General features: G+C 66.6%; 17 protein-coding genes. 14 read left to right on the top strand and 3 right to left on the bottom strand.

What is annotated here, in order from left to right; all coding sequences use genetic code 11:
- From A5713_RS01280 to A5713_RS01265, 4 genes are read left to right on the top strand one after another with little or no spacing between them, the layout of a single operon-like run.
- The gene (locus A5713_RS01280; protein ID WP_068091686.1) at positions 1-1299 is read left to right on the top strand and encodes an LLM class flavin-dependent oxidoreductase; all 1299 of its coding nucleotides are present in this window, start codon (positions 1-3) and stop codon (positions 1297-1299) included.
- Positions 1300-1329: 30 nt separating this feature from the next.
- Complete coding sequence (locus A5713_RS01275; RefSeq protein ID WP_068091683.1) at positions 1330-2151, top strand: coniferyl-alcohol dehydrogenase; 822 nt, start codon at positions 1330-1332, stop codon at positions 2149-2151.
- Entirely contained in the window at positions 2148-3140 is a 993-nt protein-coding gene (locus A5713_RS01270; RefSeq protein WP_068091679.1) for a cyclase family protein, read from the top strand. Before A5713_RS01275 ends, A5713_RS01270 begins: the two co-directional genes overlap by 4 nt.
- The gene (locus A5713_RS01265; protein WP_068091676.1) at positions 3140-3964 is read left to right on the top strand and encodes an alpha/beta fold hydrolase; all 825 of its coding nucleotides are present in this window, start codon (positions 3140-3142) and stop codon (positions 3962-3964) included. Before A5713_RS01270 ends, A5713_RS01265 begins: the two co-directional genes overlap by 1 nt.
- Here A5713_RS01265 and A5713_RS01260 read toward each other — a convergent pair.
- Both A5713_RS01260 and A5713_RS01255 read right to left on the bottom strand, forming a co-directional pair.
- On the bottom strand, positions 3961-5592 hold the full coding sequence (locus tag A5713_RS01260) for a multicopper oxidase family protein (RefSeq protein ID WP_068091672.1): 1632 nt from the start codon (positions 5590-5592) through the stop codon (positions 3961-3963). The genes A5713_RS01265 and A5713_RS01260 overlap by 4 nt on opposite strands.
- A gap of 159 nt (positions 5593-5751) precedes the next feature.
- Complete coding sequence (locus tag A5713_RS01255) at positions 5752-6516, bottom strand: SDR family oxidoreductase (RefSeq protein WP_068091861.1); 765 nt, start codon at positions 6514-6516, stop codon at positions 5752-5754.
- A 148-nt stretch (positions 6517-6664) separates the two neighbouring features.
- On the opposite strand from A5713_RS01255, the gene A5713_RS01250 reads away from it, so the two are divergent.
- Entirely contained in the window at positions 6665-7471 is an 807-nt protein-coding gene (locus A5713_RS01250) for an SDR family NAD(P)-dependent oxidoreductase (RefSeq protein WP_068091669.1), read from the top strand.
- A gap of 9 nt (positions 7472-7480) precedes the next feature.
- Here the strand turns inward: A5713_RS01250 and A5713_RS01245 are convergent, their stop codons facing one another.
- Positions 7481-8125 carry a PAS domain-containing protein gene (locus A5713_RS01245; protein ID WP_068091666.1) on the bottom strand — a complete coding sequence of 215 codons (645 nt, stop codon included), beginning with the start codon at positions 8123-8125 and terminating at the stop codon, positions 7481-7483.
- A gap of 205 nt (positions 8126-8330) precedes the next feature.
- Here A5713_RS01245 and A5713_RS01240 point away from each other — a divergent pair, with 205 nt between their 5' ends.
- The 9 genes from A5713_RS01240 to A5713_RS01200 form a co-directional block, all read left to right on the top strand.
- Positions 8331-8996, top strand: a complete 666-nt coding sequence (locus A5713_RS01240) for a TetR family transcriptional regulator (protein WP_068091663.1) — start codon at positions 8331-8333, stop codon at positions 8994-8996.
- Between the two features lie 11 nt (positions 8997-9007).
- Positions 9008-9202 (top strand): ferredoxin, encoded by a 195-nt coding sequence (locus A5713_RS01235; protein ID WP_068091857.1) that lies wholly within the window; start codon positions 9008-9010, stop codon positions 9200-9202.
- Position 9203: 1 nt separating this feature from the next.
- Positions 9204-10451: a cytochrome P450 gene (locus tag A5713_RS01230; RefSeq protein ID WP_068091660.1), complete on the top strand. Its 1248-nt coding sequence runs from the start codon at positions 9204-9206 to the stop codon at positions 10449-10451.
- 51 nt (positions 10452-10502) lie between these two features.
- Complete coding sequence (locus A5713_RS01225; protein ID WP_068091851.1) at positions 10503-11678, top strand: amidohydrolase family protein; 1176 nt, start codon at positions 10503-10505, stop codon at positions 11676-11678.
- Positions 11675-12922 carry a Xaa-Pro peptidase family protein gene (locus A5713_RS01220; protein WP_068091657.1) on the top strand — a complete coding sequence of 416 codons (1248 nt, stop codon included), beginning with the start codon at positions 11675-11677 and terminating at the stop codon, positions 12920-12922. The genes A5713_RS01225 and A5713_RS01220 overlap by 4 nt, the downstream gene beginning before the upstream one ends.
- Positions 12912-14030 carry a Xaa-Pro peptidase family protein gene (locus A5713_RS01215; RefSeq protein ID WP_068091654.1) on the top strand — a complete coding sequence of 373 codons (1119 nt, stop codon included), beginning with the start codon at positions 12912-12914 and terminating at the stop codon, positions 14028-14030. The genes A5713_RS01220 and A5713_RS01215 overlap by 11 nt, the downstream gene beginning before the upstream one ends.
- Positions 14031-14032: 2 nt before the next feature.
- Positions 14033-15025, top strand: coding sequence for an enoyl-CoA hydratase/isomerase family protein (locus tag A5713_RS01210; protein WP_068091651.1), 993 nt, complete (start codon positions 14033-14035; stop codon positions 15023-15025).
- Between the two features lie 14 nt (positions 15026-15039).
- On the top strand, positions 15040-17442 hold the full coding sequence (locus tag A5713_RS01205; protein ID WP_068091849.1) for a CaiB/BaiF CoA-transferase family protein: 2403 nt from the start codon (positions 15040-15042) through the stop codon (positions 17440-17442).
- A gap of 6 nt (positions 17443-17448) precedes the next feature.
- Positions 17449-18049, top strand: a 601-nt coding sequence (locus tag A5713_RS01200) for an SDR family NAD(P)-dependent oxidoreductase (protein ID WP_068091648.1), incomplete at its 3' end; no start/stop codon positions are given.

Raw genomic sequence — 18049 nt, 5'->3', positions numbered from 1 at the left:
ATGAAAATTTCACTGTTCTACGAGTTCCCGCTGCCGCGGCCCTGGGCGCCCGACGACGAGCGGCAGTTGTTCCAGGACGGCATGGACGAGATCGAGGCCGCCGACAAGGCCGGGTTCTCGACAGTCTGGCTCACCGAGCACCACTTCCTGGAGGAATACTGTCATTCCACCGCGCCGGAGATCATCTTGGCCGCTGCCAGCCAGCGGACCAAGAACATCCGGTTGGGATTCGGCATCATGCACCTGTTGCCATCGGTCAACCACGCCGCTCGGGCGGCCGAACGAGTCGCCACCATCGACCTGCTCTCCAACGGGCGCGTCGAGTTCGGCACGGGAGAAGGGTCCTCCATCAGTGAGCTCGGCGGGTTCGAAGTCGACCCCGCCGACAAGCGCGCCCAGTGGGAAGAGTCCCTCGAGGTGGCGATCCGATGCATGACCGAAGAACCGTTCACCGGCTTCAAGGGTGAGTACTACGACATGCCGCCGCGCAACGTTGTTCCCAAGCCGCTGCAAAAGCCGCATCCCCCCGTCTGGGTCGCTTGCACGCGGCCGGCGAGCGTGCAGATGGCCGCCGAGAAGTGCATCGGTGCATTGAGTTTCGCCTACACCGGTCCCGGGCCGCTTACCGAGCGGGTCAACGGTTACTACAAGGAATTCGAAGAGAGCGGTGTCCCGGTCACGCCGCAGATCAACCCGAACATCCTCGCCGTGGGCGGCGACCTGTCGATGATGGTCGCCAGGACGGACGAGGAGGCAGTCCGGCGCCTCGGAAAGGGTGGCGGATTCTTCTCGTTCGGCATCATGCACTACTACTTGACCGGGGAACACACCCCGGGCCGGACGGGTGTGTGGAAGCGTTACCTCGGCGAGGTGGAGAACGACCCGACGCTGGCCTACGGCCCCGGACGCGGAGCCATCGGGTCCCCGGCGACTGTCCGTGAATTTCTGCGTGGCTACGAAGAGAGCGGCGTCGACGAGCTCATCCTGCTGCTCAACCCGCGCAGCCACGAGGGCACCATGGAGTCCATCGAACTGATGGGCAAGGAGGTCCTGCCCGAGTTCATCGAGCGTGACGCGAAGGCGGTGGCCGATAAGGCCAAGCGGCTCGAGCCGGTCATCGAGAAGGTCGAGGCGCGCCGGCCGGAGTCGACCGCACCGAAGTTCGACGAGAGCTACTCGTACGGCGGCCTGCCCACCGGCCGCAACAAGTTCACCGCGACCGAAATCCCGGAAGCCATGGCGGAGATGAACCAGGGTCGGGTGGAGGCGGCGCGGCGAATGAAGGAGCAGAAAAAGTGACCGGCGGACATCCATAGACCTTTGGAAAACGTGTCGGGAGGACTGGATCAACTGTGGGGTTACGCTGGTCGCCGCGCGGTGGTGACCGGCTGCGCCTCCGGCATCGGCGAACAAGCGGTGCGGCAGCTCACTGAACTGGGTGCCGAGGTGGTCGGTCTCGACAAACGCCGACCCCCTTTTGAGCTCAACGAGTTTCACGAGGTCGACCTCGCCGACTGCCAGTCGATCGACGGTGCCGTGGCGTCCATAGGTGGGCCGGTCGACGCACTATTCAACGTCGCCGGCGTCTCGTCGGGCATCGGGGACCCGCCGCTGGTCGTCACCATCAACTTCCTGGGCACCCGGCACTTCACCGAGGCGCTGATCCCCAAGATGGCCCCGGGCTCTGCGATCGTGAGTGTGTCGTCACTGGCGGCAGCCGGCTACCGCGACCATCTGCGCTCGGTCGCCCCGTTGCTGCGCACCACCTCGATGTCCGAAGGAATCGATTGGTGCCGTGACCACCCCGATCAGCTGGCCGGCGGCGGGTATCAACTGTCAAAGGAAGCGATCATTCTGTACACGATGCAGAGCGCTACCCGCCTCGGCGCGCGCGGCATCCGGATCAACTGCACCGGGCCGGGAGTCACGGAGACGCCGATCCTGGACCAGTTGCGGACAAAATATGGGCAAAGCTACCTCGACGACATACCCAAACCGTTGGGGCGGGTCTCCGACCCCGCTGAGCAGGCTTCGGTGCTGCTATTCCTGAACAGCCGTGCGGCCAGCTATATTTCGGGACAGGTCGTCTGGGTCGACGGTGGAAATGTCGGTGCCGCAATTGCACTGGGGCTCGAGGAAGGAGCGCCGTGACCGACTTGACTGATTTCCGGCGGGTCGCGCGTGACGTCTCGAATTGGGGACGGTGGGGGGACGACGACGAGCTCGGCACGCTGAATTTCATCACCGCGGACAAGGTCGCCCAGGCCGCGAGTCTGGTCAGACACGGCAAGGTGTTCCCGCTCGGCGTCGACTTCGGCGCCTCGGGTCCGCAGGGTGCGTTCGAGTTCCGGCACAACCCGGTCCACATCATGACGGTCGACGGCGGCGACGTGAACACGCTGGCCAAGTACGGGCCCAGCTGGCCGCGCAACCCGTTGGCCCAACAGCTGAGTGGCTACATGACGGCCGACAACCCGTTTCGGTTCAACGACGACATCATCATCATGCCGTTGCAGGCGGCAAGCCAGTGGGATGCGCTGTCCCACGTCTACTACGACGATCATCTCTACAACGGCTTCGCGGCGGATTCGGTGACCAGCATGGGCGCCTACCACTGCGGCATCGACAAGGTCGACGTCAAGGGCATCACGTCCCGCGGTGTGCTGCTGGACTTGGTTCGCCATCGAGGGGCGGAGGTCTTCCTCGAAGCCGGCAACCCGATCTCGCCGGAAGAACTCGACGACGTGGTTCGCGCCCAGGGCGTGACGATTGGGCGCGGCGACATCGTGCTCATCCGGACCGGTTGGTGGACAAGGTTTCTCATGACCGGCAACAAGACGGAAGGCTACTCCGGGCTGGACTGGCGATGCGCCCAGTGGCTGCACGATCACGAGATCGCGGCCGTCGCCGCCGACAACCTCCAGGTCGAAGACCTGGTGTCGGGGATCGATGGCATCACCTTCCCCCTGCACCTGCTCTGCCTGCGCGACATGGGGATGATCTTCGGCGAATACTGGGATCTCACCGCCTTAGCCGAGGACTGCGCCGCCGACGGCGTCTACGAGTTCCAGCTCGTCGCCCCGCCCCTGCGGGTGGTCGGCGCCGTGGGCTCTCCGGTCAACCCGATTGCGATCAAGTGATGGACTTCCAACGCAAGACCATGCTGGTGGACGGCCTGACCACCGGCTATCTGGAAGCGGGCGAGGGCGATCCGGTGGTGCTGCTGCACGGCGGTGAGTTCGGCGCCAGCGCCGAACTGGGCTGGGAACACAACATCACGGTGCTCGCCGAGCGATACCGAGTGCTGGCGCCCGACCAGCTGGGCTTCGGACAGTCGGCGAAGGTCATCGACTTCGTCGACGGGCGCGGGATGCGGATCCGCCACGTGGCGCGGTTCTGCGACCTGCTCGGCGTCGGCTCGGCCCACTTCGTGGGCAACTCGATGGGGGCCATCAATCTGCTCACCGATGCCACCTCGGAAGCACCGCGGTTGCCTGTCCGCAGCCTGGCGATCATCTGCGGGGGCGGAGAGATTCAGCAGAACAAGCACTTCGAGTCACTGCAGGAATACAACGCGACGCTCCCGGCCATGCGCAGCATCGTTGAAGCGCTGTTCCACGATCCGGCCTATCCGGACGATGAGGAATACGTGGGCCGACGCTTCGAGTCGAGCACCGCGCCAGGAGCGTGGGAGGCGGTGGCCGCGGCCCGTTTCCGTCGCCCAGGCTCGACACGGCCCCCGGCCCCGTCGAGTGCGCGAGCTTACCAGCGCATCACCGTGCCGACGCTGGTCGTGGAGGGAGGGGACGACAAGCTGCTGCCGGCCGGCTGGGCCGCCGAGATAGCCAAGGCGATCGACGGCGCGCGGTCGGTCGTGGTCGACAAGGCCGGCCACTGCCCACAGATCGAACAGCCTGCAACGGTGAACAAGCTGCTGCTCGACTTCCTGGCCGGGAACGCCTAGAACACGTAATCCAGCCGGGTCTGCATCCCGGCCTCTTGATGATAGGTGTTGTGGCAGTGCAACATCCACGAACCCGGATTGTCGGCCACCAGCACGGCGAGCAGCTTCTGCCTGGGCAGCACCATGAGAGTGTCCTTGCGGGGACCGGGGCTGCCGTCGGCCTTGATCAGCTGGAACGTGTGGCCGTGCAGGTGCATCGGGTGATACATCATCGTGGGGTTGTCGAACGTGATGGTCGGCCGCTCACCCTGTCGGACGTGCAACGGTTCGGCGTCGCTGTAAGGCTTTCCGTTGATCGTCCAGTTGTACTGCGTCATGTCGCCGCCCAGGACGACTGGGAGGTCCAGGCCGGGCTGCGGCCGGCCCAGGTTGACGGGCGTTGTCGCGGTGAACATCTCGACCGTGCCCACCCGCCGGTCGAGTTCGGCCGGGTGAAAACCCGGGTCGGGTGCGCTGCCCGACCCGGTGGACAGCAGCGTACGCGCCAGGGCGTTCTTCCCTTCGGCGAGCGCGACCAGCGGGAAAACACCCTCGGCTGCGGTCACGATGACGTCGTAGCGCTCGGCCATGCCGACGAGCAGGGCGTCGACCTGGACCGGCACCACGGGATAGCCGTCGGTATGGGTGACCGTCATCGTGTGGCCGGCCAGCGCGACGCGAAACGTGGTGTCGGAACCGGCGTTGATGAAACGGATCCGGATGCGTTGTCCAGGCTTGGCGTTGAAGGTCATGGGCGCGGCGGGAATTCGGCCGTTGATCAGATAGTAGGGGTAAGCGATATCGCCGGCGTCGCCGCCGAGCAGATCGCTTCTGCCTACACTTGCGCCGGACATCGCGGCCGTCGGGCTTGTCGAGGTGGACTGGCTGGTCGAGGTTGCCGAGGTCTCACTCGACGACGTCGTCGTCGGCGTCTCACTGGTCGTGGTGGTGGTCGCGCTCGTCGTGGTCGCGGGAGTGCTTGGTGGGGCGGACTTGTTCGGGCTGGTCAGTTCGGTGTACAGCTGCTGCGGTGACTTCCCGACGCCGTCGGTCCAATCATCAAGGACCACAATCCATTCGGCGTCGTAGTTGCCTTCGGTCGGGTCGTCGACGATCACCGGCAGGTACAGGCCCGTGTCGGCGTCGAGCCCGCCGGTGTGCGGGTGGGCCCAGTAGGTGCCGGCATTCGGAACGGAGAAGCGGTAGGTGAAGTCCTGCCCGGCGGCGACGTTCGGGGTGGCGGGCGCGGCACCGTCCATGTCGTTGCGCAGCGCGATGCCGTGCCAATGCACCGACGTCGGGTGGTCCAGCCGGTTCGACACCGTCACCACCAGCTCGTCGCCGATCCTGGCCCGGATCGGCGAGCCTGGAATGGTGTTGCCGTAGGCCAGCGTGCGGACGACCGGTCCGCCCAGGTCGACCTGGACCTGCTGGGCGGTCAGGCCGGCGGTGACGGTGCGGCCACTGTGCGGCCGGGCGGCCTCGGCCGAGGCGATGGCGGCGGCCAGCCGAGCGTTGCCGGACGGCGGCGGCTTTGACTGGCTGCACGCTGCCAGTGCGAATCCGCCGGCGATGCCGGCGGCCATGAATCCGCGCCTGGTGAGCCGAGCGCCGGGGACGGTGGCCTCGCCCGTGGGAAGCACAGACATCACCGCTCCTCGTCGTCGTCGATCTCTGGCGTCCTATACGCTGCTCGGCCGCGGGGCTCAGCGCAACCACCTACGCGGTTCATGTCGAGATTGCCGCCAGGGTCGTGCCGTCGATGGAGACCGCAACCCTCACGGCAATCTCGGGTTGTCGGGCTCGGACTAGCCGCCGTTGGGCGCGTGGGAAGCCATCCAGTCGCTGAACGTGGTGGGGTAGACAAGCACGTCTTCGCCATCGATGGGAACGATGCTGCGATCGTCGAGCACCGCACCGTAATAGCGGGCGTCGTTGTCAGTGATCACCTGGCGGTCATCGCCGGTCGCGGCGAACCGCGTCCGGATGAAGTCGTCCATACCTGCCTTTTCTGGGCCGGCGATGTTGATCACCCCGTTTACCGGGTCCCCGCAAGCCGCACGGGTGACAGCCGTGGCGACGTCCGCAGCGGCGATGGGCTGGAACGCGCCATGCGGGGCACGGACCGCTGCGCCGTCGACCATCGAATCGGCAATCCCGTCAACGAATTCGAAGAACTGAGTAGCCCGCACGATCGAATACGGGAATCCCGATTCCACGATCTCTCTTTCCTGAGCGATTTTCGCCCGCATGTAGCCGCTTTCGGCCGCCCGGTCGGCCCCCACGATCGAGAGCGCGACGTGGTGCCGCGCCCCGGCGGCCCGCTCCGCGTCGAGGAGGTTGCGGGTGGACGTGGTGAAGAAGTTGAGGACATCGTCGTCGGCCCAGGATGGCGAGTTGGAGACGTCCACAACGGTATCGACGCCACCGAGAGCACCGGCGAGGCCTTCTCCGGTGACGGTGTTCACTCCCGAACTCGGCGAGGCCGGGATGACCTCGTGTCCCAGCTCGGTGAGCTGGGAGACAACCTGCGATCCGATCAGTCCGCTGCCCCCGACGACCAGAACCTTCATGAGCATTCCTCCCGAGCTTCCCGATGAACTGGCCCTCTCAGCATGGCGTGTGTGCCGGACCAGCGGAACCCTCGAGCGGCAGCGATGCACCCCGGCCGCTTAAATCAACTGCTTGACTTAATGGTTGCCGCCCCGATTAACTCGTCGGGTGGTCAACGAATTGGACGGCAAGGTTGCCATCGTCACCGGCGGGGCCTCCGGCATCGGTCGCGGCATAGCGGAACGGTTCGTGGCCGAGGGCTCGCGCGTGGTCATCGCCGACGTCGAGACGGCCAGGGGTGAGGAACTGGCCGCCACGCTCGGCTCCGCCGCGCTGTTCCGGCGGACGGATGTCTCCGATCCCGAACAGGTCGCGGCGCTGATCGCCAGCACCGTGGCGACACTCGGGGGTCTGCACGTAATGGTCAACAACGCCGGAATTTCGAGCCCGCTGCGCCGACTGCTCGACGACGATCTGGCCGACTTCCACCGGGTGATGGGCGTCAACGTCCTGGGAGTGATGGCCGGCACCCGGGATGCCGCCAGGCACATGGCTGAGAGCGGTGGTGGATCGATCATCAACCTGACATCGATCGGCGGGATCCAGGCCGGCGGCGGTGTGATGATCTACCGGGCCTCGAAGGCGGCGGTCATCCAGTTCACCAAGTCCGCGGCAATTGAGCTGGCGCGCCACGAGATTCGGGTCAACGCGATAGCGCCGGGCAGCATACCGACGCCGATCCTGGCTTCGTCGGCGGTCGACGTGGACCCGGCCGAGCTGGCGCGGTTCGAGGCGCGGATTCGCCAGGGGATGCGCGACGACCGGCCACTGAAGCGGGAGGGCACGCCCGACGACGTCGCCGAGGCGGCGCTGTACTTCGCCACCGATCGGTCCCGCTATGTCACCGGCGCGGTGCTGCCGGTCGACGGGGGGACCTCCGCCGGCAAGGTGATCCGCTCGCGCAACAGCGGGTGAGGTTTCGCGTCAGTGCCCTTCGGCGGGATGTCCGGCGTGGGTTTCCAGCCGTAGCTTGGCCAGGGCCTGCGCGCGCGTGAGGTCTTCGGTGCCGGCGCTTTCCGCGATCACGCTGTGGGAATGCGTCAGCACGCTCAGCACCGCCTCGCTGGGAAGGTCGGGGAACTGGCGCGCCAGCCCTTCGGCCGCGCTCCTCAACTCGAACAGTTTGGGATACGCGCGGTCCGCGGGGGTGGGCGGCACCACGCGGGTGACGTCCTGGGCGTGTTGCAGCACGCCGACCGTCTTCTTGCCCTCTTTGATCGGCGAATTCATCGGTGTCCACACCTTGTAGACGAATTCGCCCGGATTCTGCGGGTCGGGAAGGTCGTAGCGCTGTACGCCCAGCCAATGCCGGACCCCGCGGCGAAGGACGAACTCCAACGACGCCGAGACGTTGGCCACGCCGTCGGCTTCCGGATCGGCCGGGTTGTCCGGGAAGGCGTCGAACAGCGGGCGGCCGAGCAAGCTTTCCCGCGGATGCCCCGACGCCCGTTCGCCGGCCACGTTCACCGCACGGATCCGCCAGTCGGCATCGGTCACCAGGTACGGCGCCCACTTCGACTGAAACCACGCGGAGTCCTCGATGGCCGAGACCCGACTGGCTGACAACATGACTACCCCCACCGGTCCTTCACTGTCCTGGCATCACCACGCTCCCGACGCGCAAGAAACCATCGTGGCCCCGCGGGGCCGACCCCGGCGAGGGACCTTTGTCACCCGCCGTCCGCCAAGTGGCATCCAAGCGGCCGCTCAGCGGTAAGATTCCAAATTAAATCAATCGCTTGACTTAATCGATCGGCCACGGTTGACTAGCCGGGTGACCACCATCGGCCGGACCGTTCGCACCGAACGGGCCAGCTCCACCCAGGAAGCGATCTTGGTTGCGGCCGAGCGGCTGTACGCCGAGCACGGCATGTTCGCGGTGTCGAACCGGCAGGTGAGTGAGGCCGCGGGCCAGGGCAATAACGCCGCGGTCGGCTACCACTTCGGTACCAAGGCCGACCTGGTGCGAGCGATTGAACACAAGCACCGCAGGCCGGTCGAGCAACTTCGCGAGCAGATGGTGGCCGAGCTGCACGAATCGGGTGGTTCCACCGAGATGAGGGATTGGGTGGCCTGTCTGGTGCGTCCCCTCACCGATCACCTGGAGGAGCTCGGCAATCCCACCTGGTACGCGCGTTTCGCCGCGCAGGCGATGACCGATCCCGCGTACTACAACATCATCGTCAAGGGCGCTTTGAGCTCGCCCTCCCTGGTTCAGGTCGTCGGGGGCATCAACCGCTGCCTGCCGGACCTGCCGGCCGAGGTGCATTTCGAGCGAAACATCATGGCCCGCAACCTGTTGATGCACACCTGCGCCGACCGGGAGCGTGCGCTTGCCGCGGGCACCTCGCCGCCTCAACGGTCCTGGCGGGCCGCCGCATCGGGTCTCATCGACGCGATCGTGGGCCTGTGGCTGGCGCCCGTGACGCCGTACGAGTGAAAGGTCTGCGGATGAAAGTCACTGTCGACCAAGACGTCTGCGCTTCGTCGGGAAACTGCGTGCTGAATGCCCCCGAGCTGTTCGACCAGCGCGACGACGACGGCGTCGTCGTTCTGCTCAACCCCAATCCGTCGGCCGAGCAGGCCGAGGGTGCGCGGCGGGCGGCCGCGGCGTGCCCCGCGCTGGCCATTCACATCGAGGAATGACATGTCAGAAACGATGACGAACGCTTCTGCGACCTCGGCGGCCGCCGAGATCCCGGACTATCCGATGCCCAGGCAGGCGAGCTGCCCCTTCGCGCCGCCGCCCGGTGTCATGGCGCTAGCTCAAGCGCGCCCGCTATCCCGGGTCCGGATCTGGGACGGCAGTACGCCGTGGCTCATCACCGGCTACGAGCAAGTGCGGGAACTGTTCTCGGATTCACGGGTCAGCGTCGACGACCGGCTGCCCGGGTTCCCGCACTGGAATGCGGGCATGCTGTCCACGGTGGACAAGCGGCCGCGATCGGTCTTCACCGCCGACGGGGAAGAGCACACCCGATTCCGCCGCATGTTGTCGAAGCCGTTCACCTTCCGCCGAGTTGAGGGTTTACGCCCGGCGATTCAGCAGATCACCGACGACCACATCGACGCCATGCTGGCCGGCCCGCAGCCCGCGGACCTCGTCGCGGCCGTCGGGCTGCCGGTCCCGTCCCTGGTGATCAGCGAGATGCTCGGGGTGCCGTACGAGGACGCCGAGATGTTCCAGCATCACGCCACGGTCGGCCTGGCGCGGTACGCGACGGGCGAAGACACCGTCAAGGGTGCCATGAGCCTGCACAAGTACCTCGCGCAGCTGGTCGAGGCCAAGATGGAAAACCCGGCTGAGGACGCGGTCTCCGACCTCGCCGAACGGGTCAAGGCCGGCGAGTTGAGCGTCAAGGAGGCCGCCCAGTTGGGCACAGGCCTGCTGATCGCAGGGCACGAGACGACGGCCAACATGATCGGCCTCGGTGTGCTTGCGCTGCTGCAGAACCCGGACCAGTTGGCCGTCATCCGCGACGCGGAAGACCCTAAGATCGTCGCCAGCGCGGTCGAGGAACTGTTGCGCTACCTCAGCATCATCCAGAACGGCCAGCGGCGTGTGGCCCTCGAAGACATCGCTATCGCCGGAGAGACGATCCGTGCCGGCGAAGGCATCATCATCGACCTGGCCCCGGCCAACTGGGATCCGGACACCTTCTCCGAACCGGACCGGTTGTACCTGCACCGCTCGAACGCCGACCGCAACGTCGCCTTCGGTTACGGCCGGCACCAGTGCGTGGGTCAGCAGCTTGCCCGTGCCGAGCTGCAGATCGTCTATCGGACATTGTTCCGCCGCATCCCGACGCTGAAGCTGGCGATCCCCTTCGAAGACGTGCCCTTCAAGGATGACCGCCTCGCCTACGGTGTCTACGAACTGCCAGTGGCCTGGTAGCCCCGCGAATCCGCCCGTCTCAAGTATTTCGATCCGAATGGAGGGTCAATGATGACAACTCAAACGAGCACCGTTTCGCTCTACCCGCCCGGAGGTTACGGCGCACCAAAGGATCGCCGGGGCCACGCCGCCGGCAGCAACGTCGGCCTGCCGGAGGGAACCACCGTCTTCTCCGCGGACAACCACATCTCGTTGGCGGAAGACATCTTCTACCAACGGTTCCCGGATGACCTCAAGGACAAGGCGCCGCGCATCTGGTATGAGGACGGCGCCTATCAAGTGGGTCGCAAGGGGCAATCGTTCCTCCCAGGTGACTTCAGCGCGGTCCTGATGCAGTACGACGACCTGGCGGGCGCCGCGAGCACCAACATCGAAGCCCGGATCCAGGAGCTGCGCGAGGACGGCGTCGACAAAGAACTCGCGTTCCCCAATGCCGTGCTCGCGCTTTTCCACTACCCGGACAAACAGCTTCGCGAACTCACCTTCCGGATCTACAACGAATACATCGCCGACATCCAAGAGCGCTCTGGTGGACATTTCTACGGCGCCGGGCTGATCAACTGGTGGGACCCGGCGGGCACCAGGCGCACACTAGAGGAACTGAAGTCGTTGGGCCTCAAGACGTTCCTGATGCCGCTGAACCCGGGTAAGGACGACGACGGGAACGTCATCGACTACTCGAGCACGGCCATGCGCGCCGTCTGGGACGAGATCGAGGCGTCCGGTCTTCCCGTCACCCACCACATCGGCGAAACGCCGCCAAAGAGCCCGTGCGAGTTCAACAGTGTCGTCGTCGGAATGATGATCAACGTAGACGGCTTCCGGGAGACGTTCTCCAAGTACATCTTCGGCGGCATCCTCGACGAGCACCCGGGGCTTCGGATCGGCTGGTTCGAGGGCGGCATCGCCTGGGTCCCCTGGGCGTTGCAAGACGCCGAGCACTTGGTGGCGTCCTATCAGCACATGTTCAACCGGCCACTGCAGCACGACGTGCGCTACTACTGGGACAACCACATGTGCGCATCGTTCATGGTCGACCCGCTGGGCCTGGAGCTGATCGACAAGATCGGTGTCGACAAGGTCATGTGGTCGAGCGACTATCCGCACAACGAAAGCACTTTCGGGTACTCCGAGAAGTCGCTGGCGGCCGTCGTTGATGCGGTCGGTGCGCAGAACGCGGCCAAGATCGTCTCCGGCAACGTCACAGAATTCCTGGGGCTGCAATGACGACCGTGGCCCCAGCCGTCGCTACGGGTACCGCTCGAGGACTGGTGATTCCCGACATTCCCGACCTCGTGCGGATGCGCCGCGAGACCGGGGCACGGCTTCGCGCGGCGATGGCCGAACGCGACGTCGACGCGCTGATCCTGCTCGGCAACAGCGCGGTGGTGTACGCCACCGGAGCCAGTTGGCCGCTCGGCGACGCGGGTCTGTCCTACGTCGAGCGACCCGTCGCGGTCGTGGTGGCCGGTGACGAGTGGCCCCACCTCTTCCTGCCGTTCCGCGAGGGCGCCTCCTACGAAACGGAGCTGCCCGCCGACCACCTACACGGCCCCGTATACCTCGAGTTCGACGAGGGCGTACAGGAATTCGCTCGACTGCTCGCCGATCTGATACCGCCCGGCGCGGTGATCGCGGTCGACGAGTCCACCGGCGCGATGAGGCGCGCCGGGAAGGCGCTGTTCCGGGGCGGCGATCCCGCCGACGCGGCAGCCATTGTCAGCGCCGCCAAGGTCGTCAAGACCCCGGACGAATTGGCCTGCATCCGCACCGCCGTTCGGATCACCGACGAGGCCATGGTCGACGTCGATAAAGCGCTGGCCCCCGGCATCCGCCAGATCGACCTGTCGGCAAGCTTTCTGCGGCGCGCCTTCGAACTGGGCGCGTCGGCGAGCATGCTGGAGCCGATCTGGCAGGTCATGCCGCCGAGCAAGGCCGAAGGCGTGTGGACGACGCACGGCGACTTGGCCCTGCCGCTCCTGACCACCGAGCGGGAGCTGCTCGAAGGCGATGTGTTGTGGACCGATGTCAGCATCACCTACCGCGGCTATTGCTCCGATTTCGGGCGCACCTGGCTGGTGGGACGGCAGCCGAACGCCCGTCAGCAGGCACAGTTCCAGAGGTGGTCGGAGATCATGGCCGCCGTCGAGCGGGTGGCCCGCGGTGGCGCTACCGCAGGTGACCTTGGCCGGGCCGCCGTCGCGGCCAACGGCGGTGACAAGCCCTGGTTGCCGCACTTCTACCTCGGCCACGGAATCGGCGTGAACGCGGCCGAGATGCCCATGATCGGAACCGATCTCGGGCAGGAATTCGATGACAACTTCGTCCTAGAGCCCGGCATGGTGCTGGTGCTCGAGCCAGTGGTCTGGGAGGACGGCACCGGCGGCTACCGCAGCGAGGAGGTCGTGGTGATCACCGAGGAAGGCTCGATCCGATTGACCGACTACCCCTACACTCCCTATGGCAACTGAAGTTCTGCCCGACGACCGGGCACTGCGATCGGGGCGCCGCCAGCGTGTACTGGACCAAATGGCGGCACACGACCTCGACGTGCTGGTCCTGGGGCGTCAGGCCAACATCCGCTACGTCAGCGGGACGCCGCAGCTGTGGATCGCCGGCACCCGTCCGTTCGGCCCCTCCTGCGTGCTGGTGCGCGCGACGGGTGCCCTGCACCTGCTGAGCACCTGGGACGAGGGCGTGCCCGACGACATTCCACGCGAGAACCTGTACGGCATTTCGTGGAATCCGGTCAACACCATGGCGGTGTTGCAGCGCATCGACGGCGCGGCCGACGCGCGTCGCGTCGGAACAGACGCGCTGTCACCGGCTTTCGCGCGGCTACTGCCCACCGCGTTCCCCAACGCCCAACTGGTCGACGGCGAACTCGCTATGCGTGCCGCGCGGCGTGTCAAGACGGCAGAGGAAGTGGTCGCGCTGCGAGAAGCGATCGCGGTCGCCGAGGCGGGGCTGGCGGCAGGGGTTGCCGAGCTGCGCCCCGGGGTGCGCGAGCAAACGCTGGCCGGGGCGATGATGGAGGCCATGGCGGCCGGCGGGGTGAGCACTCCGTCGAATCAGGAATTCGCCTGGGTCACTTCGCCGGAGCACCCGTGGCGGCGAGACGACGGCGACGGCCGCGTCCACGACGGCGACCTGGTTGCGTTCACCTCCGGCGTGCTCGCCGGTGGCTACATGGGCGAGGTCGGCCGCACCTGGCCGGTCGGCGCCCCGGCTGGGGCCGGACCCCTGTACGGGCGGTGGGATGCCCTGTGGGCCAGGCTGATCGCCGCCTGCCGCCCGGGTGCTGCGGCCGCCGAACTACTGGCCGCGTACGACGCCGCGGGGGAGCCGCTCCCGCCGATGCCGGTGGCCCGCGGGCTCGGCATGGGCTTCGACCCGCCGGTCATCTCCAAGCACCTGCCTGCGACCGCGACCGAGGAACGGTTGGAGCAGGGCATGGTGCTGGCCGTGACCGGCTACGTCTGGGAACAGGGAGTCGGCGCCGTCTTCGGGCGGGAGGCGGTGCTGATTTCCGCCGACGGGCCCGAGGTGCTGACTTCCAGCCCTTCTTGGCACGAATAGTCATGTCCGGCAAGTCCGGTGCGGCCGCCGAGGAGATCATCAGGTACCACAAAGACCCGGACACGCGCATCGCCACGATCACGTTCGACCGGCCCGGTCAGCTCAACGCTCCCACGATCGCCGCGCGCCTGCGCTATGCCGACCTCTTGCACCGCGCCTCCATCGACGACGAGGTCAAGGTGTTGGTGGTCCGCGGGGCCGGTGACGACCTTGGCTCGGGTGCGGATCTCGTCGAGGAAATGGCGGTGCAGGACTCGGCCGATCCGCATCACCGGCTCGCCGAGTACCGGATCGACGACGAGGACGTCAGGTTTCCCCCGGAAGGTTCGTTTCGGCATGGCGCCACCCTCGGCCAGTGGTACGCCAACCCCAATTCGGGGATACGTGGATTGCAGGACTTCAAGAAGATCAGCATCTTGGAGGCGAAGGGCTACTGCTACGGCTGGCATTTCTATCAGGCGGCCGATGCGGATCTGGTGATCTCCAGCGACGACGCGCTCTTCGGGCATCCGTCGTTCCGCTACTACGGCTGGGGTCCACGGATGTGGTGGTGGGCGCAGACGATGGGGATCCGCAAGTTTCAGGAAATGGTGTTCACCGGAAGGGCTTTCACCGCGGCGGAGATGTACGACTGCAACTTTCTCAACAGTGTGGTCCCCCGGGAAGAACTCGAGGCGGAGGTGGAAAGGTACGCGCTCGCCTGCGCACGAAACCGCCCCACCGACACGGTGTTCATGCAGAAAGTCTTCTTCGAGATCATGAAGCAGTTCCAGGGCGAGTACCTGGGCAGCATGTTGAGCGGGTTCTTCGAGTCGATGGGCGGCCTTGTCCGGCCCGACGGGCCCCGCGATTTCACCCTCGGCGAAGCCATCGAACGGGGTCTGGGTAAAGCGGTGAAAGACAACGACGACAAGTTTCCGCCGGAATGGCGCCTGAGCAAGAAGGGGCGCAAGAGCGCAGGCGGCAAGGAGCCCGACCGAAAGCGAAAGCGCTAGTGGCGGAGCCGACCATGGAACCACCCCTGGCTGGCTACACCTTGGTCGACCTGTCCACCGGAATCGCGGGCGCCTACTGCACCAAGTTGCTGGCCGACGCTGGGGCGGACGTCGTCAAAGTGGAGCCGCCCGAGGGCGACCCGCTGCGGTCCTGGTCCGCCTCCGGCGCCGTCATGCCGCCGGGCAGCGACGGGGCGTTGTTCAGTTTTCTGGCCGGGTCGAAGCGCAGCGTCGTCGCGGATCCCGGCGTCTACGATGACGCCGACCTGGTCGACAGGTTGCTGGCGGCCGCCGATGCGGTGGTGTGGTCCCGGGGTTCGAAAGTCGCGGAGTGTCCCTACTTCGCACCGGCGGCGATGCACCGCCGGCATCCGCATCTGACCGTCATGTCGATCAGCCCCTTCGGGCTGGACGGCCCCTGGCGCGATCGCGCGGCCACGGAATTCACGCTGCAGGCGTGGTCCGGCGGGATCGTCGGCCTCGGACGTGGCGAGGCGGACCGCGCACCGGTGTTCGTGGGCGGACAGGTCGGGGAGTATCTGACCGGGGTTTACGCAAGTGCAGCCATGGTGGCATCGCGCTACGGCCGCAACGGCGATGGTCCCGGTGAACTCCTGGACCTGTCGATGCTGGAAACACAGATCCTGTCGCTGACCTACTATCCCGTCACCTATTTCGAGATGCTGGGACGGCCCTGGCGGGACGCGCGGCGCGTCACGGTGCCGGGGGTGGCGCGCGCCAAGGACGGGCTGGTCGACGTCGGCTGCGGGACCGCGCAGCAGTGGTTCGACCTGTGCGCGATGGTCGGCCACCCGGAATGGATGGATGAGGATTCGTCGCTGACGATCACCGAGCGGGCCAACCTCAAGGCCGACGAGATCTACGCTTGGTTCGAAAGCAACACGGTTGATGACATCCGCGAACTCGCAGCAGCGTTCCGCATCCCCAACGCCCCGGTGGCCAACGGCGCCAACATCACATCGCTCGACCACTTCCGCGAGCGCGGTTCGTTCGTGCGCAACCCGCGCGACGGGTTCCAGCAGCCGGGTCATCCCTACCGGACGACGCCCGCGCGGCTTCGCCGACCACAACCGGCACCGCGACTCGGAGAGCACACCGTGCATTACCGCGCGGCTGACCTGATGCCCCGCCCGTTGCCTACTGGGTCACCGAATCGAAGGCCCTTGAACGGGGTTCGCGTGCTGGACATGACAACTTTCTGGGCCGGCCCCTGCTGCACCCATTTCCTGGCGATGCTGGGTGCGGAGGTCATCCACGTCGAGTCCACCCGCCGTCCCGACGGGACGCGCCTCATCGCCGGCGTACCCGTCACCGAGGACCAGTGGTGGGAGAAGTCCCCGATCTTCGCGTCGCTGAACACCAACAAGAAGGGGCTTACGCTCGACCTGCAGAGCCCGCGCGGCCGGGAGCTCCTGCGTCGGCTCATCGCGACGTGCGACGTGGTCGTGGAAAACTTCACGCCGCGGGTGCTCGACCAGTTGGGATTGGATTTCCCTGCGGTGCAAGCGATCAAGCCCGACGTGGTGATGGTACGGATGCCCGGCTTCGGGCTGGACGGGCCGTGGCGCGACAACCCGGCGTTCGCCTACGTCATCGAGGCCGCGTCCGGACTGACCTGGCTTACCGGGTACGCCGACCGAACGCCCTACGACCCCTACTCGATCGGTGACCCCAACGCCGGCATTCACGCTGTGAATGCGCTGCTGCTGGCGCTGGAGCACCGACGCCGTACCGGCCAGGGCGTGTTTGTCGAAGCGGCGATGGTCGACGCCGCGCTCAGCATCGCCGCGGAGCAGGTCATCGAATATTCCGCGTACGGGGCACTGCTCGAACGCGCGGGCAACCGGGGGCCCACCGCGGCGCCGCAAGACCTCTACCGCAGCGCCGACACCGACGAGTTCGGCAGGCCCGACAGCTGGGTCGCGATAGCCGTGAGCACCGACGAGCAGTGGCAAGCGCTGCGCTTGGCGATCGGATCCCCTTCGTGGGCAAGGGATCCCCTACTCGCCACCGCAAGTGGCAGGAACGAACACCACGACGCCATCGACGAAAGGTTGGCCGAATGGTGTGAGCGGCGAGGCGGCGACGAGATCGTCGCAACCCTGTGGGATGCCGGCGTCCCGGTGGCCAAGGTGATGCAGCCACACCGCCAGACCGAGCTGGAGCAGCTCGCGTTCCGCGGCTTCTTCGAGGAAGTCGACCACCCGGTGGCCGGCCCCGCTAGGCTCAGCACCGTGCCGATGAGAATGTCAGCCGGCCCGTCAAGGTTCCACACCCGGCACGCGCCGCTGCTGGGCGAGCACAACAACGAATTGCTGACTGGGCTGGGGTTGAGCGACTCCGAGATCGCCGAGCTGGAGGCCGACGGCGTCATCGGCCGCGCACCGGTGATGTGATCGCAGATGGCGATCGATCCGTCGGACGTCTTGCTCACCGGCCGCGTGGCGGTGGTGACCGGCGGGGGAGCGGGCATCGGTCGCGGCATCGCCTCGGGGATGGCCGCCTTCGGCGCGTCAGTGGCGATCTGGGAGCGAGACGCGCAGACCTGCGCGCAGGCCGCGGAATCCATTGGGGCCCTGGGCATCGTGGCCGACGTGCGGGACAGCGGCCAGGTCGACGACGCGCTGCAGCGCACGAACGCCGAACTCGGCACCCCGACGATCCTGGTCAACAACGCCGGCGGAGTGTTCTCGTCGCCGCTGCTGGAAACCAGTGAGAACGGTTGGGATGCGCTCTACCGGGCGAACCTGCGTCACGTGCTGCTGTGCACCCAGCGCGTCGCGAGGGGGATGGTGTCTGAGGGCGTCGTCGGCAGCATCATCTCGGTGACGTCGATCGAAGGCGTGCGCGCGGCGCCGGGCTACGCGGCGTACGCGGCGGCCAAGGCGGGTGTCATCAACTACACCCGGACCGCCGCGCTGGAACTGGCGCCGCACGGCATCCGGGTCAACGCGATCGCGCCCGACATCACGCTCACCGAGGGGCTGGCGCAGCTCGGCGGCG

The organism is Mycobacterium sp. E2497 (assembly GCF_001668695.1).
GTDB lineage: Bacteria > Actinomycetota > Actinomycetes > Mycobacteriales > Mycobacteriaceae > Mycobacterium.
This window is presented reverse-complemented; position numbering and strand designations above follow the sequence as displayed.